Origin of the sequence: Hymenobacter puniceus, from assembly GCF_014333525.1 — a bacterium.
Lineage (GTDB): Bacteria > Bacteroidota > Bacteroidia > Cytophagales > Hymenobacteraceae > Hymenobacter.
Genome location: NZ_JACSCX010000011.1, coordinates 17,015 through 38,050 on the forward strand (window position 1 = coordinate 17,015; position 21,036 = coordinate 38,050).

16 protein-coding genes are annotated in these 21,036 nt (G+C 61.6%); 13 read left to right on the forward strand and 3 right to left on the reverse strand.

Annotated elements, in window-relative coordinates:
* Window positions 1-142 precede the first annotated feature (142 nt).
* From H8B14_RS19860 to H8B14_RS19880, 5 genes are all read left to right on the forward strand, one after another.
* Window positions 143-1,477, forward strand: a complete 1,335-nt coding sequence (locus H8B14_RS19860; RefSeq protein WP_187317420.1) for a TldD/PmbA family protein — start codon at window positions 143-145, stop codon at window positions 1,475-1,477.
* 257 nt (window positions 1,478-1,734) lie between these two features.
* The gene (locus H8B14_RS19865; RefSeq protein ID WP_187317421.1) at window positions 1,735-3,387 is read left to right on the forward strand and encodes a TldD/PmbA family protein; all 1,653 of its coding nucleotides are present in this window, start codon (window positions 1,735-1,737) and stop codon (window positions 3,385-3,387) included.
* Between the two features lie 270 nt (window positions 3,388-3,657).
* Window positions 3,658-5,304, forward strand: a complete 1,647-nt coding sequence (locus tag H8B14_RS19870) for a TldD/PmbA family protein (protein ID WP_187317422.1) — start codon at window positions 3,658-3,660, stop codon at window positions 5,302-5,304.
* Window positions 5,305-5,495: 191 nt separating this feature from the next.
* The gene (locus H8B14_RS19875; RefSeq protein WP_187317423.1) at window positions 5,496-6,821 is read left to right on the forward strand and encodes a TldD/PmbA family protein; all 1,326 of its coding nucleotides are present in this window, start codon (window positions 5,496-5,498) and stop codon (window positions 6,819-6,821) included.
* Window positions 6,822-6,942: 121 nt separating this feature from the next.
* Window positions 6,943-7,593 carry a hypothetical protein gene (locus H8B14_RS19880; protein WP_187317424.1) on the forward strand — a complete coding sequence of 217 codons (651 nt, stop codon included), beginning with the start codon at window positions 6,943-6,945 and terminating at the stop codon, window positions 7,591-7,593.
* 70 nt (window positions 7,594-7,663) lie between these two features.
* On the opposite strand, the gene H8B14_RS19885 is transcribed toward H8B14_RS19880, so the two are convergent.
* On the reverse strand, window positions 7,664-8,284 hold the full coding sequence (locus H8B14_RS19885; protein WP_187317425.1) for a porin family protein: 621 nt from the start codon (window positions 8,282-8,284) through the stop codon (window positions 7,664-7,666).
* 229 nt (window positions 8,285-8,513) lie between these two features.
* On the opposite strand from H8B14_RS19885, the gene H8B14_RS19890 reads away from it, so the two are divergent.
* Window positions 8,514-9,137: a DUF4159 domain-containing protein gene (locus tag H8B14_RS19890; protein WP_187317426.1), complete on the forward strand. Its 624-nt coding sequence runs from the start codon at window positions 8,514-8,516 to the stop codon at window positions 9,135-9,137.
* A 4-nt stretch (window positions 9,138-9,141) separates the two neighbouring features.
* Here H8B14_RS19890 and H8B14_RS19895 read toward each other — a convergent pair whose 3' ends face one another.
* On the reverse strand, window positions 9,142-10,008 hold the full coding sequence (locus tag H8B14_RS19895; RefSeq protein WP_187317427.1) for a hypothetical protein: 867 nt from the start codon (window positions 10,006-10,008) through the stop codon (window positions 9,142-9,144).
* Window positions 10,009-10,198: 190 nt separating this feature from the next.
* Here H8B14_RS19895 and H8B14_RS19900 point away from each other — a divergent pair, with 190 nt between their 5' ends.
* The 5 genes from H8B14_RS19900 to H8B14_RS19920 all read left to right on the forward strand — a co-directional run bounded on the left by H8B14_RS19900 (window position 10,199) and on the right by H8B14_RS19920 (window position 18,053).
* On the forward strand, window positions 10,199-11,182 hold the full coding sequence (locus tag H8B14_RS19900) for an AAA family ATPase (RefSeq protein WP_187317428.1): 984 nt from the start codon (window positions 10,199-10,201) through the stop codon (window positions 11,180-11,182).
* A 136-nt stretch (window positions 11,183-11,318) separates the two neighbouring features.
* A complete protein-coding gene (locus H8B14_RS19905) occupies window positions 11,319-12,194 on the forward strand; it encodes a DUF58 domain-containing protein (RefSeq protein WP_187317429.1) in 876 nt (291 codons plus the stop codon).
* A gap of 227 nt (window positions 12,195-12,421) precedes the next feature.
* Complete coding sequence (locus H8B14_RS19910) at window positions 12,422-14,023, forward strand: BatA domain-containing protein (RefSeq protein WP_187317430.1); 1,602 nt, start codon at window positions 12,422-12,424, stop codon at window positions 14,021-14,023.
* Window positions 14,023-16,278, forward strand: coding sequence for a DUF4175 family protein (locus H8B14_RS19915; RefSeq protein WP_187317431.1), 2,256 nt, complete (start codon window positions 14,023-14,025; stop codon window positions 16,276-16,278). Before H8B14_RS19910 ends, H8B14_RS19915 begins: the two co-directional genes overlap by 1 nt.
* Entirely contained in the window at window positions 16,275-18,053 is a 1,779-nt protein-coding gene (locus H8B14_RS19920; protein ID WP_187317432.1) for a hypothetical protein, read from the forward strand. The genes H8B14_RS19915 and H8B14_RS19920 overlap by 4 nt, the downstream gene beginning before the upstream one ends.
* Window positions 18,054-18,555: 502 nt before the next feature.
* On the opposite strand, the gene H8B14_RS19925 is transcribed toward H8B14_RS19920, so the two are convergent.
* Window positions 18,556-18,801: a hypothetical protein gene (locus H8B14_RS19925; protein WP_187317433.1), complete on the reverse strand. Its 246-nt coding sequence runs from the start codon at window positions 18,799-18,801 to the stop codon at window positions 18,556-18,558.
* A 132-nt stretch (window positions 18,802-18,933) separates the two neighbouring features.
* On the opposite strand from H8B14_RS19925, the gene H8B14_RS19930 reads away from it, so the two are divergent.
* Window positions 18,934-19,518 carry an RNA polymerase sigma factor gene (locus H8B14_RS19930; protein ID WP_187317434.1) on the forward strand — a complete coding sequence of 195 codons (585 nt, stop codon included), beginning with the start codon at window positions 18,934-18,936 and terminating at the stop codon, window positions 19,516-19,518.
* Window positions 19,519-19,641: 123 nt separating this feature from the next.
* Window positions 19,642-20,811, forward strand: coding sequence for a S1 family peptidase (locus H8B14_RS19935; protein WP_187317435.1), 1,170 nt, complete (start codon window positions 19,642-19,644; stop codon window positions 20,809-20,811).
* Window positions 20,812-21,036: the final 225 nt, after the last annotated feature.

Genomic DNA, 21,036 nt, shown 5'->3' on the forward strand with positions numbered 1-21,036 from the left:
AAAGGGAGAGGCGGAACTAGCTCTAAAAAGATAGCCCAGCTAAAACACTAGAATTAGAATCCCTCTCCCTTTGGAGAGGGGTTGGGGTGAGGCAACTAGAGCTAGGACCCATCAACTCATCGAAAATCAGCACATCAACCCAATGGCAATTCTTTCCAAAGACGAAGCCCAGGCTATCCTAAAAAAGGTACTGAGCTTTTCCACCGCCGACGAGTGTGAAGCCACGCTCACCGGCGAAACCGGCGGCAACGTCCGCTCCGCCCGCAACTCCATCAGCACCAGCGGCGCCGTTGATAATGTGAGCATGGCCGTGGAAGCGCGCTTCGGTAAGCGCAGCGGCGTGGCTACCTGCAACGAGTTCGACGACGCCACGCTGCGCCGCTGCGTGCAGCGGGCCGAAGAAATTGCGCGCCTCGCCCCCGAAAGCCCCGAGTACATGCCGTTCCTGGGTGCCCAGCAGTATGGGTCGGCACCGAAGTCATACGCGGCCAGCACGGCCGGCATCACACCCGACTACCGCGCCCAGCAGGTGGGAGCCAGCATGAAAATCTGCGACGAGAAAAAACTGTCGTCGGCCGCGTTCCTCAACGATGGCGCCACCTTCATTGCCAAGCGCAACAGCAAAGGCCTGGAAGCCTACCAGCAACTCACCAACCTGGAGTTTAGCATCACGGTGCGCACCCCCGACGGCACCGGCTCGGGCTACGCCACCGCCGACTACAACGATTCCGGCAAGTTCGATGCCGCCGCCCTCACCCGCGTAGCCGCCGATAAGGCCGCCATGTCGCGCAATGCCAAGGCGCTGGAGCCCGGCAAATACACCGTGATTCTGGAGCCAGCCGCCTTGGTTGCCAACACCGACGCCTCGCTGCTGCAAGCCCTGATGAGCGCCATGGACGCCCGCAACGCCGACGAAGGCCGCTCATTCCTGAGCAAGAAAGGCGGCGGAAACAAGAAGGGCGAAAAGCTATTTGATGAGCGGGTAACCATCTACTCCGACCCGAGCAACCCCGAAATTGCCAGCCTCGGCTTTTCCGGCGACGGCCGCCCACAGAAGAAAACCACCTGGATTGAGAAGGGCGTAGTGAAGAACCTGTATTCTTCGCGGTTCTGGGCCCAGAAAGCCGGCATTCCGGACCTGCCCCGCCCCGATGGCTGGGTGATGGAAGGCGGCACTCAAAGCGTGCAGGACATGATCAAGGGCACGGCCAAGGGCATCCTCGTGACGCGCCTGTGGTACATCCGCCCCGTTGATCCGCAGACACTGCTCTACACCGGCCTCACCCGCGACGGAACGTTTTACATTGAAAACGGCCGCATCAAGCACCCGGTGAAAAACTTCCGCTTCAACGAGTCGCCGATTATCATGCTCAACAACCTGGAAGCCATCGGCAAGCCGGTGCGCGTGGGTGGCAACCTCGTGCCCCCGCTCAAGATCCGCGACTTCACGTTCACCAGCCTCTCTGACGCGGTGTAGAACTGTCATTCCGACGAAGGAGGAATCTGAACAAAGACGTCTGACGATTTCAACCCAGATTCCCCTTTCGTCGGAATGATAATCACCCGACAATTTCAGGGTGCAAATCTCGCCACTCTGGATTATTCGCGGCTATTAGCGCATCGGTTTTTGCTTTTGAATCTTGTCATTTCGATAAAAGAGGAATCTGGGTAGAATCGTACATACTAGTATAATCCAGATTCCTCCTTCGTCGGAATGACAGCATCCCTTCTTCCATGAAAAGACGTGATTTTGTGGGCCTTACGGGCCTGGCTACCGGCGGTTTGCTGCTGCCTTCCATTCCCGGTTTCGGCGACGGCCTGGCGGTAGATCCGCTCCGTCTGCTGGACGCGGCCGACGACCCGGCTATTAAAAAACGGCTGTCGGATGCGGCGCTGAATGCGGCCAAGTCGGCCGGCGCTACTTATGCCGACGTGCGCATTGGGCGCTACCTCAACCAAGGTGTGTTCACCCGCGAAAAGCAGGTGCAGAACATCGTCAGCTCGGAAAGCTACGGCGCGGGCATCCGCGTTATTGCCAACGGCACCTGGGGGTTTGCCTCCACCAACATTGTGACGGAAGCCGGCCTGGCCAAGGCCGCGCAGCTGGCCGTGCAGATTGCTAAAGCCAACTCCAAAGTGCAGAAGCAGCCGGTGCAGCTGGCCCCGCAGCGCGGGTTTGGCGAGGTAAGCTGGAAGGCCCCGATACAGCAGAACGCTTTTGCCGTGCCCATCAAGGACAAGGTGGATCTGCTGCTGAACGCCAATGCCAAAGCCTTGGAAAACGGCGCTTCATTCGTCAATTCGGTGCTGTTTCAGGTGAACGAGCAGAAGTATTTCGCCAGCACCGACGGCTCCTACATCGACCAGGACATTCACCGCATCTGGCCCACGTTTGGCGTCACGGCCATTGACCGGGCTTCCGGCAAATTTCGCTCGCGGCAGTCGTTGAGCGCGCCCATGGGCCTCGGCTACGAGTACCTCACGCCCAAGCCCGAGGATAAAGTAGCCGGCCCGGCCGGCTCCGACGTATTCGGCTACCGCAACTCCTACGACATGCTGGAGGACATCGTGCGCGCTACCAAGCAAGTCAAGCAGAAGTTGACCGCCAAGAGCGTGACGCCCGGCAAATACGACTTGGTCCTCGACCCGCACCACCTGGGTTTGACCATCCACGAATCGGTGGGCCACCCGCTGGAGCTGGACCGCGTGCTGGGCTACGAGGCCAACTACGCCGGCACCTCTTTCGCCACGCTGGAGTGGAAAGCCAAAGGCACGCCCTACGGCTCCAAGCAGGTCAACATCGTGGCCGATAAGCTGCAGCCCGGCTCGCTGGGCGCGGTAGGTTACGACGACGAAGGTGTGAAAACCAAGGAGTGGGACCTCATCAAGGAAGGCACGCTCGTGGATTACGAAAAAATCCGCGACCAAGCCGCTATGGTGGGCCAGACCGAGTCTGACGGCTGCTGCTACTCGCAGTCGTGGCGTGACGTGCAGTTCCAGCGCATGCCCAACGTGAGTTTGCGTCCCAGCACCACCAAGATGAGCGTCGACGAGATGGTGAGCAAGGTGGACAAGGGCATCTACATTGCCGGCAACGGCTCGTTCAGCATCGACCAGCAGCGCTACAATTCCCAGTTTGGCGGGCAGGTGTTTTACGCCATCGAGAAAGGCAAAATCACGGGCATGCTCGAAGACGTGGCTTACCAAACCAACACGCTGGAGTTCTGGAACAGCTGCGCCGGCTCCTGCGACGCCTCCGACTACCGGCTGGCAGGCTTCTTCAACGACGGCAAAGGCCAGCCTTCGCAAAGCTCGGCCGTGAGCCACGGCTCGGCCACTACCCGCTTCAACGGCGTCAACGTAATCAATACGGCCCGCAAGATTTAAGGAAGCTGTTCACAGAACGTCATGCTGAGCTTGTCGAAGCATCTCTACCTCTGGCTAATCAACGCTATTACAACGAAGCGGTAGAGATGCTTCGACAAGCTCAGCATGACGGCCTCTTACGTTTAAGTCAGCCACAAAAAACCGCCCGGCAATTCCGGGCGGTTTTTTTATTAGCTTTTCCAAATATTACGGCGGCGCCAAACAACCATACTTCCGATTGCCGCATCTTTTGCCTGACGTGTGTATCCTCTCCCCTAACCCCTTTACACTTTGAAAAGACGTGATTTTGTGGGACTCACCGGCCTGGCGGCCGGGGGCCTGTTGCTCCCTAGCCTCCCCGGCATGGGCGGTATCTTCGTCGAGCCCGAGCAACTGCTCGACGTCATCGACCCGGCCCTGAAAAAGCGGCTGGCCGATGCGGCCCTGAACGCGGCCAAAGCCGCCGGCGCCGGCTACACTGATGTGCGCATCGGGCGCTACCTCAACCAGTACGTTTTCACGCGCGAAAAGCAGGTGCAGAACATCGTCAGCACCGAAAGCTTCGGGGCCGGCGTGCGGGCGCTGGTAAACGGGGCCTGGGGCTTCGCCTCCACCAATACCGTCACCGAAGCCGGCCTCGCTGAGGCGGCGCGCACGGCGGTGGCCATTGCCAAAGCCAACCAGAAGGTGCAGAAACAGCCGGTGCAGTTAGCACCGCAGCGCGGCTACGGCGAGGTGAGCTGGAAAACACCCATCGAGCGCAACTTTGCCGAGGTACCGGTGAAAGAGAAAGTGGACCTGCTGCTGGCCGCCAACGGCGCGGCTCTCAGCAACGGCGCCAGCTACGTGAATTCAGCCTTGTTTCAGGTGAACGAGCAGAAGTATTTCGCCAGCACTGATGGCTCCTACATCGACCAGGATATTCACCGCATCTGGCCCACCTTCGACGTGACGGTGGTGGACCGCACGACCGGCAAGTTCCGCTCGCGTGGCGCTATGGCCTCACCGATGGGCCTGGGCTACGAGTACCTCAGCCCCAGAGCCGCCGACAAGATAGCCGGCCCGCAGGGCACCAGCGTCATCGGCTACAAGCAGCGCTACGACATGCTGGAAGATGCCGCGCTGGCCGCCAAGCAGGCCAAGGAAAAACTCACCTGCAAATCCGTAACGCCCGGCAAATACGACTTGGTCCTCGACCCTTCGCACCTGGGTTTGACCATCCACGAATCTGTAGGCCACCCGCTGGAACTGGACCGCGTGCTGGGCTACGAGGCCAACTACGCCGGCACTAGCTTCGCCACATTGGAATGGAAGGCCAAGAACCTGCCCTACGGCTCCAAGCTGGTCAATATTGTGGCCGATAAGCTGCAGCCCGGCTCGCTGGGCGCCGTGGGCTACGACGACGAAGGCGTGAAGACCAAAGAGTGGGACTTGATCAAAGAGGGCAAGCTCGTCGACTATCAGAAAATTCGCGACCAGGCTGCCATCGTGGGCCAAACTGAGTCCGACGGCTGCTGCTACGCCGACTCCTGGAGCAGCGTGCAGTTTCAGCGCATGCCCAACGTGAGCTTGCGGCCCGGCAAGGAAAAGCTGAGCGTGGATGAGATGATCAGTAAGGTGGACAAAGGCATCTACATTGCCGGCGAGGGGTCTTACTCCATCGACCAGCAGCGCTACAACTTCCAGTTCGGCGGCAAGGTGTTTTACGCCATTGAGAAAGGCAAAATCGCGGGCATGCTTGAGGACGTGGCGTACCAGGCCAACACCCAGGAGTTCTGGAACAGCTGCGCCGGCTCCTGCGACGCCTCCGACTACCGCTTCTTGGGCACGTTCTTCGATGGCAAGGGCCAGCCCAGCCAGGTGTCGGCTGTCAGCCACGGCTCCAGCACCACCCGCTTCAACGGCGTCAACGTCATCAACACGGCCCGGAAAATATGACGGCCCCATCGGGGCCTCACCCCCTAGCCCCCTCTCTCAAGGAGAGGAGGAACTAGCTTTCTAGCTTTTCTACCTCTAACCACACGCCTCACTCAACTCCCCAAACCAGCACTAGAAAACTAGTAGCTAGTTCCCCCTCTCTCCTTGGGAGAGGGGGCTAGGGGGTGAGGCCACCATCAGAACGACACGACATGGCAATTCTTTCTAAAGACGAAGCCCAGGCCATCCTGAAAAAGGTGCTGGGCTACTCTACCGCCGACGAGTGCGCGGCCCAGCTCGACGGGCGCACCACCGGCAACATCCGCTACGCCCGCAACAACGTCAGCACGGCCGGCTCGTCCAGTAACGTAAGTCTGGCCGTGGAAGCGCGCTTCGGCAAGCGCAGCGGCGTGGCTACCTGCAACCAGTTTGACGACGCCACGCTACGCCGCTGCGTGCAGCGGGCCGAGGAAATTGCGCGCCTCGCCCCCGAAGACCCCGAATATATGCCCATGCTAGGCCCACAGCAATACCTGACGCCCGCCACCTACGCCGCCAGCACGGCCGGCATCACGCCCGACTTCCGGGCACAGGTAGCCCAGGACAGTATTGCGCTCTGCGAAGCCCGCAAGCTCACGGCGGCCGGCTACCTCGAAGACGGCCCAACCTTCACGGCCATCCGCAACAACAAGGGCCTCGAAGGCTACCAGCAGCTTACCAACCTCGACTTTTCGGTGACGGTGCGTACGCCCGACGGCACCGGCTCGGGCTACGCCGTGGCCGACTTCACCGACGTGGCCAAGTTCGACGCCAAGGCCCTCACCAAGCGCGCCGCCGACAAAGCCGCCGGCTCGGTAAATGCCAAGGCCATTGAGCCGGGCAAGTACACCGTGATTCTGGAGCCGGCCGCGCTGGTGTCGGATGAGGGCATTCTGAACCGGCTGATTTACGCGCTGGGCGCCCGCGAAGCCGACGAAGGCCGTTCGTTTCTGAGCAAGAAAGGCGGCGGCAATAAGCTGGGCGAAAAGCTGTTCGATCCGCGCGTCACCATCTACTCCGACCCGCTGAATGCCACCGCCCCCGGCCGCGTGTTCGACGGCGACGGGCTGCCCGTGAAGCGCATGAACTGGGTGGAGAAAGGCGTGATGAAAAACCTGTTTTATTCGCGCTTCTGGGCCGAGAAAAACAAGAAGCAGGCCACGGCCTTCCCCAGCGGCTTCGTGATGGAAGGCGGCACCCAAAGCGTGGAAGACCTCATAAAAAGCACCGCCAAAGGTATCCTCATCACGCGCCTGTGGTACATCCGCGACGTGGACCCGCAGACGCTGTTGGTAACGGGCCTGACGCGCGACGGCACGTTCTACATCGAGAACGGCAAAATCAAGCACCCCATCAAAAACATGCGCTTCAACGAAAGCCCGGTCATCATGCTCAACAACATCGAGGCCATCGGCAAGCCCCAGCGGCTCGGCGGCAACATGGTGCCCCCATTGAAAATTCGGGACTTCACGTTCACGAGCCTGTCGGACGCGGTGTAGCAGATTACAGCGTAAGTGGTATTTTTGGCCTTCCTGCACTACAATACTGTGCGGGAAGGCCTTACTGCATTGTGTTATTCTATTTCCATCATTTTTGATGAAGCACTGTTTACTTGCTTTTTTGCTCCTGCTGGGTGGGGCGGCCCATGCGCAACAATCTGCCACAGCAATTTCTGCCGACACCACCCGCGCAGCGGAAACCAGCCGCCAAAGTGACTACGCTCCGGGCGAAGTGGTGACGCCAGATGGCAAGCTGGTAAAGGCTTATTTCCCCATCAGCGTGAATGGGTTCGAGAAAACCATTTCCTACTACTACTCGCACCCGGAGGTGCGGCCGTTTCCGAAGCCCCACTTTATCAGCGTCGATAAAATCCATAGCATGACAGTGCGGGGCCAATACTCCGAAACGCTGAGTATGAATGGCAAAAGCCTGCACCTGCTGGCCGCACGGCTGGTACAGGGCCCCGTGGAGTTGTTCAATTTTGCCGAGGCGAAATCGGTGCCGTTGCCCATCCCAATACCCGGCGCAGCACTGGTGCCGATAGTAGGCATTCCGTACACCAAAAACCACTGGTACCTGCGCCGCAACGGTGAACTGGTGGAAGTGAAGCGCGGCAAGTTTGAGGAGCAGATCAGCGCGTATCTAAGCGCGCAGCCCACGCTGGCCACTAAGGTTCGTGCCAAGGAAGATGGCTACCGCTACCAAGATATGGTGCGCATCATCAGCGAATACAACCAGCAGACCGCAACTTCAAGCAAAGTCACCAACTAGCCGCTCAGCCAGTCCGGGCTTGGCCGGCCGCAAAAAACGCCCTCCAGGTGGAACCCACGTGGCCCTACGACTAGTCGCCACCGAACTTTAACCCTACAAACGCCTGAATGACGCGGTTTTTCAGGCGCGGGTCGTTGGCGCCGTTTAAATCATCCACATCATTCACGTCGTTGAGGCCGGCAGTGTAGCGGGCTCCCAGGATGAACGGGCCCACCTCGAAACCAGCGCCGGCCGCTAAGCTGAAATCGGTTTTCTTGTAGTTGCTGGCGGCGTCGCGGTTTACGGGGCCGTAGCCGTCGGCCGCGCTGATACGCAGTGTGCCATCTTCGCGGGCACCCAGCAGTACCCCAAATTGCGGGCCGCCTTCCACATATACCGGCCCTACTTTCACATGCGCCAGAATGGGCACGTTGAGGTAGTGCAGCTTGGTATCGTAGTTGGCCAGCGTCGAGCGGAACTCGGAGCCCTGCAGTGAGTACAGCACCTCGGGCTGAATGGACAGCGGCCCTAGCACCGGAATACGCGCAAATGCGCCTACGTGGTAGCTGGTCTTATAGCGCGTATCCATATCAACATTCTCGCCATTAAGAATGGCCCCGTTGACGCCGGCTTTAATACCGACCTGGGCCTGGGCGCTGCTGGCGGCAGCCAGCAACACGGGCAATAACGCAAATAGGTGGCAGGCTTTCATAGCGCAGAGCAGTTAGTTGGTGTAGAAGCCTTTAACGTAAAGCACCGGCAATCAGCGTATAACCGGAGGCCACAACATTCGGCAATGAGCTGTTGAAGCAGCGCACGGGCTGTATTTTGCTGCGTTTATTGCACTTGAAGCCACCTTATACCAGTTGCCGCGTCTGTAGCTGCGGTACGGGCCGCCTGCGCCCACTTCATCGCCTCGCTTCTTTTTTATTTTAACAGCAATGCCCGCTCCTTTCACCTTTGTGCGCCTGCAATACCGCTCCGGCGATTGGAACGGCGTAGACGAGCGGATGCCCACCAACCTGCTCCACTCGCTGATTCAGTACACCAAAGTGCCGGTAGTGCAAAAGGAAAAAGTAGTGGCCCTAGACTCGGCCGAGCTGTTTCGCTACCCATTCTGCTACCTGTCGGGGCATCGGCTGGTGCAGTTTTCGGCCGAGGAGAAAAAGAACTTCACGCAGTACGTGCGCAACGGCGGTTTCGTGTTTGTGGATGACTGCAACCACGACATCGACGGGCTGTTTGCGCGTAGCTTCGAAGAGCAGATGCGACAGTGCTTCGGGGCCGGAGCGCTCAAGAAAATCCCCAAGACGCACGCCATTTACTCGCAGTTTTTTCAGTTTCCGGATGGGCCGCCGCCTACCTCCTTCGAGCTTAACGGCTGGGGCGACGACCTGGTGCACGACTACCTGAAAGGCATCGAAATCAACGGCCGGCTAGGCGTGCTCTACTCCAACAAAGACTACGGCTGCGAGTGGGACTACGACTTCCGCAACAAGCGTTTCCTGGCCGAAGACAACACCAAGTTCGGGGTGAACATCCTGCTGTATGCCCTCACGGCGTAGCAACTTAGAACTGCACGCCCAGCCCGAGGCGGGCATCCAGGGCGGTGCGGGTGCGGGCCCAGCGGTACTCGTAGGTGTTGGGCACAGCGGCCTCGCCGTTGAAGGTGGTGCTGGTGGGCACCCAATGCATAGCCCCGATGGCTACATCCAGAATCAGGCGCCGGCCGTGGGCATTAGGGCGGGTGCCGGCCTGCCAGCCGCCGTATACACCAGCCCCGGCGGCGCGCACCGTGGCGTAGGGCTTGCCGGCCAGAATACGCTCATCCTGAAACCCAATCTTACGGTATGCCACCGTGGGGGCCACGTAAAGGCCCGCCAGCGCCGACACCCGGCGGCTGGGCACTGCGTAGTAGCGCAGCTGCAGCCCGCCACCGCCCCGGCGCTGCTCGGAGTTGCCGCCGTTCAGCAGTGCCTCCAGGCCCACGCTGGTGCGTTTGCCCAGCTGCCGCTCGTAGCTGAGCAGCACCGGCAGCGCCCAGGGCTTCGGGGTAAACAGATCATAGTTGACCGCGTTTTCGAACACCATATTGGCCAGATCCACGCGCAGCACGTTGCGGCCCGCGGTGGTAGGAGCGACTCCCGGAGCCGGGGTGCCTGCGTCGGCGGGCCGGGCCGGCGCATCTGCCGGCTGCCCGTATCTTGGCGACGTTGCACGGATGGAGTCGTTGCTGGCAAGCACACTGCCTGTCAGATTGGCGGCGCCAGCCGGGCCGGCCAGCAGCTGCCGCAGCTGTTGGGCGCTGATGGCGCTGGGGTTGGCCGTTTCCAGGTGCTGGTGCTGGGCAGCCGCAGCAAAGGCTATACCCGATGCAGCCAACAGCAGCAAAGCGCGTTTGTAGAAGAACGTCCGGCAACCAGTAAACGTGTTCATATGCGGTGAATATGGCGAGGTGGATAAGGATGAATCAAAAGTGTGCAGGTGGCGTCCGGTGGGCAAACCATTAGGGCCGTTCCTCTGACTTTACCTTTCCATCATCTTCCTGCCTTATGGCCGTTTAAAAGCCGAAAAACCAACCTTGCATCAGACTTTATAAGCCTTCCTCTACTTTCTGTTTTTCTCTGTGATTTCAACCGAAACTGCCGTTCATACCTTGCTGGCCAAGCTGCCACCGCTGCGCCAGGAAATTGCCAAGGTGATTGTGGGCCAGGAGGCCGTGCTGGATGAGGTGCTGGTGGCGCTGCTGGCCGGCGGCCACGCCCTGTTGGAGGGCGTGCCGGGTTTGGCCAAAACCCTGCTCGTGCGCACCCTCGCCCAGGCCACCGACCTGCCCTTCCGCCGCATCCAGTTCACGCCCGACCTGATGCCGACTGATATTCTCGGCACCGAGATTCTGGAGGAAGACCACGGCACCGGGCACCGCTCGTTCAAGTTCAATGAAGGCCCCATTTTCGCCAGCCTCGTGCTGGCCGACGAAATCAACCGGACGCCGCCCAAGACGCAGGCCGCGCTGCTGGAAGCCATGCAGGAAGGCCACGTGACCTACGCCGGCCAGGAGCACGCGCTGCCCAAGCCGTTCTTTTTGCTGGCCACCCAAAACCCCATCGAGCAAAGCGGCACCTACCCGCTGCCTGAGGCCCAGCTCGACCGGTTTCTGCTTTACATCCGCATCGGCTACCCCACCGAGCAGGAAGAGCTGGCCGTGCTAAGCGGCACCACTGGCACGGCGCGCCCCGAGGTGAAGTCGGTGCTGGCGGGCGAAGATGTGCGGCAGCTGCAGCAGCTGGTGCGGCAGGTGAGCCTGAGCCCGGAGCTGCTGAGCTTCGTGAACCGGCTGGTGCGCGCCACGCGCCCGGCCACGTCGGAGGTGAAGTTCATTCAGGACTACGGCCGCTGGGGCGCCGGGCCGCGCGCCGGCCAGGCCCTGATTCTGTGTGCTAAAGCCCGGGCGCTGCTGCAAGGCCGCTTCGCCGCTACTCTGGAAGATATCCGGGCGCTGGCCCCGGCCGTGCTGCGCCACCGCGTGCTGCTCAACTTCAACGCCGAAGCCGAAAACCTGACCTCCGACGACGCCGTGGCCGCGCTGCTGAAGGCGGTGGCGGTGTAGGGATTGTGGCGGTCTAAAAGCACGTCATGCTGAGTTTGCCGAAGCATCTCTACCTCTGGCTAACTTTTTTGATTAGCACTGCGGTAGAGATGCTTCGGCAAGCTCAGCATGACGTTCACTAATTGAAACTAACCACATGCTTTCCCCCGAACTTCTCCACGCCCTTCACAACCTGCCGCTGGCGGCTAAGCGGGCGGCCGAGGGCTTCCTGCATGGTGCCCACGTGAGCCGGCGCAAAGGCGCAGGCATGGAGTTCAGCCAGTACCGCCCCTACCAGCCCGGCGACGACCTGCGTCGCCTCGACTGGCGCCTGGCCGCTCGCTCCGACCGGTATTACCTGCGTGAGTCGGACGTGGACACCAGCCTGACGGTGCACCTCGTGCTGGACGCCACCGCCAGCATGAACCACCCCGACGACAACGGCCTCACCAAGCTCGACTATGCCCGGCTGCTGCTGGGCGCGCTGGCCTACCTGGCCCAGCAGCAGGGCGACGCTGTAGGCCTTACGATTCTGCACCCGGCCGGTTTGCGCCACCTACCGCCCCGCGCCGACGCCCGCCAGCTGCCGCGCCTCTACCACGCCCTCGAAACCGCCGAAGCCGCCGGCACCTTCCCAACCCAGGAAACCCTGGCTCCGCTCACGGCCCGCCGCCAGCGCGCCCTGGTGGTGTGCGCCACCGATATGTATGAGCAGGACGCGGAAATGGAACGCCTGCTTACGCGGCTGCGCGCCGCCTCGGGCGAGGTGCTGCTATTGCACCTGATGGCCGGCAACGAGCTGAATTTCAGCTTCCGCGGCTCCGTGACGTTCGAGGACCTGGAAACCGGCCAGCGCCTACAGCTCAATGCCGACCAGCAGCGCGCCGCCTGGCAGTTGCAGCTGCAGGAGTGGCTGCGCGCCACCGCCCAGCAGGCCCGCCGCCACCACTTCGACTACCACCAACTCAGCACCGCCGAGCCGCTCGACAAAGCGTTGCGAGAGTTTCTGCGCCGCCGGGATGCTATGGGGTAATGAGGTGGTAGAGTGATAAAGTACAAGGATAGTCATGCAGAGCGCAGCATCTCGCGTACTGACGCAGGGTTAATATCGCACAGGGTTACAATTACAACGTCAGCACGCGAGATGCTGCGCTCTGCATGACGTTTCTGCATCACCCTACGACTCCACCACAATCTACCACAAGCAGCCTGCCGCTCAAATTCCCGACCTTTCTTCTACCATTTCACTTGCCGTTCGTTTTGCCCACGATTCTTCTTTCTGATGCTGCTGCCGGCTGGCTGGCGCTGCTGGCGCTGGCGGTTCCGGTGGCTATTCACTTGTGGAACCGGCGGCCGGGGCGCACGGTGCAGGTGGGCAGTGTGCGTTGGCTGCAGGCTGCTGCCAACCGCCGTTTGCGCAACCTGCGGCTGGAACAGCTGGCTCTGCTGCTGCTGCGGGCCGCCATTGTAGGCCTGGTGGCGCTGGCCGTAGCGGGGCCACAGTGGCAGCAGCGCCAACCAGCCCGGCCAATCCGCGGCCTGATACTCTTGGCTCCCGACGTGCTGCAACCCGACGTGCTGCCCGCTCTGCGCCCTACTATCGACTCGTTGCGCCGCCGCGACTACGAACTGCGGCTGTTCGCGCCAGGCTTCCGCACGGTTTCCGCTGCCACCTGGGCTCAACCCGATTCGCTGGCGTTGCTGCTGCCCCCCGCTACTGCGCTGCCCGATGACTACTGGCTGCGGGCCCGGCAGGCTGCCGACTCGTTTCCGGGCCGGCCGCTGCAGGTGCTGAGTGGCTCCGCGCTGCCACATTTCCGCGGCGCCCGGCCTACGCTGCCAACGCGCCTCACCTGGCAAACCGTCCCGCTGCCCGATTCTACGGCGTGGCTAGCTCAGGCATTCCAGCCTCACCCCGATTCGCTGCGTTTGCTGGTGGGCTATAGTCAGGAAGAAGCCACTAATTTCCGGACCGTGCATGTGGCTTCGCCGCGTGCCAGCGGGCCCGTGCCGGTGCCCGGCTTGCCCGGGCTGCAGTATCGGGCGGGCAGCCCGGCGGTGCTGCGCTCCGCAGGCCAGACTGATGTGCCGGTACTCACCGCGCCGCTGCGGGTAGTACTGTATGCTGACGCCGCGCACGCGCCGGCGGCCCGATATCTGCAGGCGGCGCTACGGGCCGTGGCGCCGGGCCTTCCGCAGCCGCTGGAAGTCCGCACCATAATGCCCGCAGCCCGCTTCAACACTCCGCCCGACTGGCTGTTCTGGCTCAGCGACCAGCCAGCACCGGCTGCGTGGCTGGCGCAAGCACAACGGGGCAGCCATCTCTGGCAGGAAACCACCGCCGGTACTCCCGTGGCTGCTCAGCTTGATCTGACCGGCCTGGTTTCTGAGGCTGCTGCGGCCGTAGAGGTTACACGGCTAGACACCAGCCATATCCTGGCCACACAGAGTATTGTGTGGCAAACGGGCACCGGCCAGCCGGTGCTGCTCCGGCAGCAAGCGGGCAAAGGCAGCCGCTACCACCTGCGCACCCGCCTGCAGCCCTCCTGGACCAATCTCCCTGAAACTACCGCCCTACCTACTCTGCTGCTGCAGCTACTCCGCACTGAATCCGTAGATGCGCAGCTAGTTGCCGCCCAGCCTGCCCCGGCGGAGCGTCGGCGGCTGGATGCCCGCCAGCTGGGCGCCGCCAGCTGGCACCCCGTGAGTAGCATTCCAACCCAAACCAAACTGCAGGCGCTGCCGTCGCTGCTGGTGGCGTTGCGGCCCTGGGTGGTGCTGGTGGCTTTGTTGCTGTTTGCGTTGGAAAGAGGACTCGCTTACCGCCGGGCCTCTGTTTCGCCTTCTTCTCCCGTAGCCTGATGCCCACCACTGCGACCGTGCCTTACTTGAATTTGCTGCGCAGTATTGCCCGCCACGAAGCGCGCCGCCCCAGCGCCGCCGTGCTGCTGGTACTGGCAGCAGCTGGCGTAGCAGCCGGAGCCTGGGGCTGGCGCTGGCCGGCGGCATGGCCCGCAGCCGGTGCGGCTTTCCTGCTGGCGCTGGCGCTGGGCGCGGCAGTGCTGTACCGACTAAACCAGCCCCGCCTACCTGCTCTCACCCGTCGCCTCGACCGTCTCTATCCAACGCTGGAAGACAGCACGGGCCTGCTATTGCACACCGAGGAAGCCAGGCCACTCAACCTACTGGAGCAACTGCAGCAGCAGCGCATTGCGGAGCGGCTGACAGCTTTGCAGCACGCACAGCCCTACCTGCTGCCTTTTTCCTGGCAGCCCGCAACGTGGGCAATGGGCGCGTTGCTACTGCTAGCGGCTTGCAGTTCACTATATCAGCCGGCCGGTGCCAAACCGGCACCACTACTGGCCGTGCACTTTCCGGAAGCCGCCGCGGCAGCTGCCAAACCCGGCCAGCCCACTCCGCCCCGGCTGCTGAGCACCCGCATCTGGGTGCAGCCTCCTGCTTACACGCGCCGGGCCGCTTTTGCTCCCACTAGTCTGAGCTTCAGCTGCCCGGCTGGTTCGCGGGTGCGTTGGACAGTGCAGGTCAGTAAGCCGGGCAGTGCGCCGCCCCTGCTGGAGTTGGGGCGGCAGCGCCGGCCAATGCGAGCAGTGCCCGGCCAGCCCACGCAGTTTGTAGTGGAGCTGTCGGCCACGGCGTCGGGGCTGTATCACCTGCGCTTTGCCGGGCAGAATTCCGAAGATTACGCCCTCGATGTGCAGCCCGACCGCGCCCCGACGCTGCAGATACAAACGCCCAAGCCCTACTCGCTCATCGAGTTCGGCCAACGCCCGCAGGTGGCGGTGCGCGTGGCCATGCGCGACGACTACGGCCTGTCCGAAGCCCAGCTAGTGGCCACCGTGGCCCAGGGCCAGGGCGAGGCCGTGAAGTTCAGAGAGGTGATATCCGACCTGAGTGGCCCCTTGCGCGGGCAGCCGCAGCAGGCCACGCTAAGCTCGCTGCTCAACCTGCCCAAACTAGGCCTCACCTACGGCGACGAAGTGTACTTCCACGTTCGGGCCCGCGACAATTTCCGCCAGCTCACCCGCTCCGACACCTACCTTGTGCAATGGGAAGACACCACCGTGCAGGATGGCCTCACCGACATTTCACTGAGCGTAAACGTGGTACCCGCCTACTTCCGCAGCCAGCGCCAGATCATCATCGACACCGAGAAGCTGCTGGCGGAAAAACCCAAGCTGACGGCCACCGATTTTGCGGAGCGTGGCAATACCCTCGGTTTCGACCAGAAGGTGCTGCGTTTGCGCTACGGCAAGTTTCTGGGCGAGGAGTTTGAAGGCAGCATCGGGGAAACCGCCGGTCCGCCCGCCAAATCTGGCGACGAACACGCTGACGATAACAAGGAAGGGGAAGTCGACCACGCCGACGAAAATCCTGCCGAGCACGCCAGCCATGACCACGGCACCGACCATTCGCCAGCTGGTGAAGCCGGCTCCGCCAATGGCGCCGCGGCCCTCATGGATGCCTACGTGCACAAGCACGACGACTCTGAAACTGCCGATTTCCTGGAGCCCGAAGTGAAAGCCAAGTTGCGCGGCGTGCTCAGCCAGATGTGGGAAGCCGAGCTGCGCCTGCGCCTGGCCAAGCCCGCCGAAGCCCTGCCCTATGAGTATCGGGCGCTACGCTTGCTCAAGCAGGTGCAGCAGCAAACCCGTGCTTACGTGCGCAATGCCGGCTACGACCCACCCGCTTTGCCCGAAGCTACGTTGCGTCTGTCCGGCGAGCTGGGCAATGCTGCCGCCCCCCGCCGCACCCGCCAGCTGCCGGTTCCCGCCACCCAGCCCGAAATCAGAGCGGCCGTGCGTCTATTGGCAGCTCTGCGTGCTGGGCAGCGCGCTACCCCCGCCGATGCCGTGCTCCTGGACCGCGCCGGCCAAGCCGTGGCGCAGGCCGCCCTGCAGCGCCCAGGTGCTTATCTGGCAGCTGTGCGGGCACTCCGCCAGCTTTCCGCTGATGCCCGTGCCGGCCATGTTCCGTGCGCTACCTGCTTTGCCCCCGCCGAAAAAGCCCTGACGGCCCTGCTGCCCCCGCCGCCGGCCGCTCCTACCCGCTCCTCCCGCCCCGACCGCCTGGGCCAACGCTACCTGCAAGCTTTATGATGTTCTATGTTTTGCTGAGCGCCTGCCTGCTGCTGGGGTTGGGGATAGTTGGCGCGGCCGCCTACCGGCCCGATACCCGCCGGCGTGGGGGGCGTCTGCTGGCCTGCATTGCAGCCGTGGCGGCGCTCTGGTTTCTGGCCTATCCGCCGCAACGCACTATAGCAGTACCTCGCTCCGAAGGTATTCTGCTCACGGCCGGCTACTCTCCCGATACGTTGCGGGCGTTGCTCCGCCGCCTGGGCCCTGCTACCCGCGTGTGGCAATACGCTCCTGACTCAGCGCAGACTACCGCCGGAGTAGTTTCCGTTGCGCGCCTGGGTGCGCTGCAAGAACAGCTGCCAGCTTTGCGCTACCTACATCTGCTGGGCACGGGCCTGCCCCCGGCCGTACTACCTGAGTTGGGTCCGTTGAAACTTCTGTGGCATCCACCTGCTGCCCCGGCTGGCTTTCAGGCTGCTTCCTGGAACCACCGTCTAGAACTGGGCCAGCCGCTCCTGGTGGAAGGCTCCTACCACAGCCCAACCCGCGCGCCAGTCTGGGTACGGCTGCAGGCGGCCGGCACCACCCACGACTCCGTCCGGCTGCCCGCCGGGCGCGGCAGCTTCCGGCTGCGCTACACACCCAAAACCGCCGGGCGGCTGGTGGCTACCGTATCGGCAGGCCCTACAAAACAGCTGTTGGCCACCGAACCCGTTCCAGCTGAAGTGCTGCCTACCCGGCCGTTGCGGGTATTGCTGCTGGGCACTACTCCTTCCTTCGAGTTGAAATTTCTGCGCAACCATCTGGCCTCCCGGCAGCACGCCGTAGCCTGGCGCACTGGCATCAGCCGGGGCCTCACACAAACAGAGTTCAGCAACCAGCCCGCCACCGACCTTAGCCGCCTCACGCCAGCCCTTCTCTCTCGCTACGATGTAGTGGTGGCCGATGCACCATTTTTAAGTAACATAAGCGGAGTTGAAGCGCAGACTCTTCGCAGCGCTCAGCGTGCTACTGGGCTGGGCCTAGTGGTGTTGGCCGAAGCCAATACGCAGCCACGCAGCCTGGGTGGCGCCACTACCATGCGGGTGCTTTCCCAACCTGCCGCCCCCGACCGGCCGCAACGCCTCGTGTGGCCCGCCACCCAGGCGCTGGTACCTGCCACACTGCAGTTAAGCAGCCCGGCCCGACCACTGGTAGCTGCCAGCCGTCCGGCGCGGGCAGTGGTGGCAGCCCAGCGTTTAGGGGCCGGTACGGTAGTGGTGTCGGTGCTACCCGAAACGTATCCGTGGCTGCTGCAGAATGAAACCGCCGCTTACGCTGCCTATTGGAGCCGCTTGCTCTCGGCGGCCGCCCGGCCGGTGGCTGCCGCCACCGAGTGGCTGGCTACTGAGCCCTGGCCCAGGGCTGGCCTGCCTGTGGCACTGCAGATGGCAGGAGTTACAAAGGCAGCTCAACCATTACTAGTGTCGGAAGCTACTGGGGTAGCGCTGGCCCAGCTGCCACTCCGCCAAGACGCCCTCTTGCCTGAGTGGCACACGGCTATGTATTGGCCAACCCGGACCGGATGGCAGCAATTGCAGCGGCCAGGGCAGGCTGCCCAATGGCTCTACATCTTTGGTTCGCAGAATTGGCAGGGGCCCGAGGCGTTGCGCCGGGTAGCGGCGGCCCGGCCATGGCGGGTGGCTTCATATCTGCCCGCCATTCCCACACATGTGCAAGTGGCCTGGCCGGCAGGTTGGTTTGTAGCTCTGTTTATAGTGGCCGCTGGCTTTCTGTGGCTGGAAGAGAAACTATAGTTGCCTGACATATCAACCACGTACAGCTAGCAGCTACCTGCCTGCATACTTGCTTTAAGGACAGACCGTCCGCTGTCCGGCTTGGGCTTGGAAGGAGATACCACTTGGCTAGTAGCGGATATCGGGATGGCCTCCCAGCTTAACGTCCTCTCCATCACCTATCAGAAAGTCGCCCACCATAAATACGGAATCAGCTACCGGCACCTCTTCAGTTGGAGTGATGGGCGCTTCTAGGCTTGCTGGTTTGGTAGCAGCTGTAGATTCCGCAGATACATCTTGTGGACCAGGAACACGGGATGAAGAATGCAGCACGGCAAAAAAATTAAGGCAACTTATCTGATTAAAACTGCACCTGGGAGAGCGAGCTATAAAGTTTGCATTTTAAATATCAAATACTTCAATATTTCCAGACATTTTCTACTGCTACCCTAAAAGAAAAGCCCGACCTCCGTATAGGAAGCCGGGCTTCTGCGGAGTCCAGCAAATGCTAGCCTCCAAACAATTACTTCTGCTCGGTCGTCGTCGTGGTGGTCGACGAAGCCTCGGTGGTAGTAGCAGGAGCCGTGGTAGCTGGAGCAACCGTAGCCGTCGAATCAGTGGCCATAGCCGTCGAATCCATAGCAGGAGCCGTAGTCTCTACAGTGCCGGTTTCGGTGGTAGTGGTAGATTCGGTAGTGGCGGGCTTCGACTCGCACGAAGCAAGAGCTACGGCGCAGAATAGAGCGGATACCTTCAGGAGGTTGTTCATCGTTGTGGTAAGTTTGAAAAATTTGTCTGAAAACCCCGTTCATCCAGAATAAGCCGGAAGGTAACCCACGCCCGAAAATAATTTTTGTGTGGGGTTACCCTGGCGCTTCCAGGGTATTAACTGCTAAAGTGAATGGCGAAGGCCACTGCTTCTTACACTGACGACGAGTTCGTGGCGGCCATCCGCCACGGCGACGACCGCGCCCTGGCGCAGCTTTACCGGCTGCATCTGCCCATGGTGTCGCACTACGTGCTGCAAAACAGCGGCACCGAAGACGACGCCCGGGACGTGTACCAGGAAGGCGTGATGGTTTTTTATGAGAAGGTGCGCGACAACTCGCTGGAGTTGAGCTGCCAGATCAAGACTTACCTCTACGCCGTGTGCCGCCGCCTTTGGCTGAAACGTCTTGCCGAGAAAACCCGCTTCGGCACCCGCCTTGATGACCACGAGCCTTTTCTGGAAACAGGAGCCGAGGCCGACTTGGAGGAAGCCGAGGAGCGGGACCGGCGCTTTGCCACCATGAACGAAGCCATGGAACGCCTCGGCGAACCGTGCCGCTCGTTGCTGGAAGGCTTTTACCTGCTCGATAAATCGATGCAGCAGCTTACGGCAGACTTCGGCTACACCAACGCCGACAATGCCAAAAATCAAAAGTACAAGTGCCTGGTACGGCTGAAAAAACTCTTTTTCACGCATTATCAGGAAAGTGAAACCTGATTGCAGGAGAGTGTTCTGAAGAATTACGCTTGCCAACCAACTTAACCACTCGGTAGCAGCCACCCTTTTTCTTCTACGCTCTTCTTCAAGAAAATGGCGGGCCTCACCCACCCGCTTAGCCCTATGATGACGGAAGCTGACTATTACGCTTTATTTGAGGCCTACCAGCGCGGCGAGTTGGCGGTGCCGGCGCGCACCGATCTGGAGCGCCGCCTTGCCGCTGACCCCGTGCTGGCCGAACGCTACGCCGACTTCACGTCCCTAACCGACACGCTGCACAGCTACGGCCAGCGCCTGAGCACGCGCCGCAAGCTGCGCGCCATTCAGGCCGAGCTGGATGCCGAGCAGGCTGTGAGGCTGGATGAAACCGAGGACGGCGAAGTGCTGCAAACCGGCAACCCCTTGATGCCGCAGGTGCACATTTCGCGCACCGAGCAGCAGCTGCGCCGCTTCTGGCAGGGCCACCGCGCCACTATGATGGTGGCCGCCTCGGTAGCCGTGCTGGCCGTGTTTACCACGCTACTGGGCATTGAGTGGTGGCGCGCCTCGCAGAAACCCTCTTTGTACGGCTACACGGTGCTGCGCAAGGAAGTGGAGCGCATCCGGCGCACCCAGCTGGCTATGAACCGCGCCATTCGTGGCCAAGCCCCGGCGCTGGAAGCCGTAAATCCGGGTAAGTTCAGCGGTACGGGCTTCGCTCTTACTTCCGATGGCTACCTGGTTACCAGCTACCACGTTATCCAGGGCGCCGACTCGCTGCTGATTGAGGGCCGCGACCGGCGCAGCTACCGCGCCGAGCCGGTATTCACCGACGTAGCCCACGATCTGGCCATTCTGCGCATCAACGACAAGAAATTCGACGGTTTCGGCCGCCTGCCTTACTCCTTCAAGCGCGGCACCGCCGACCTGGGGGAGAAAGTGTACACGCTGGGCTATCCGCGCGAAGACCTGGTGTTCAATGATGGCTCGCTGAGTGCCCGCTCAGGCTTCGAAGGCGACTCGGCGTTCTACCAGATCAGCATTCCGGTGAACCCCGGCAACTCCGGTGGTCCGCTGCTGGATGACCGGGGCAACATGATTGGTATTATCAGCGGCCGCCAGATGGATGTGCAAAGCGCCGCTTTTGCCACCAAGTCGTCGTATCTGATGCGGCTTGTGGATTCGCTGAGTGCGGCGGCCACGCCGGCGCAGCCTTACAACCTGCCCCGCACCAACCAACTGGCCGGCACCTCGCGCCCCCAGCAGATCCGCAAGCTCCAGGACTACGTGTTTGTGGTGAAAGTCTACGAATAGCCCCCGGCACCTACCGGTCTTATGCAAGCCCCGCCCACTTCCGGCGGGGCTTTTTTTGTGATTTTCTCCCTGCTTTCCGGTAGGTAAAACAGCCTCGGCAGTGGGCTGCGAAAGTGTTTCTTCTCAAGAGCAGATTACGTTGCGCAGAGGAATGGCCTTGTCCTAGCAATCGTCTATTAAACTTTCTCTATTTTGACGAGTCAATAGGTTCTGCTCTTGTACAAA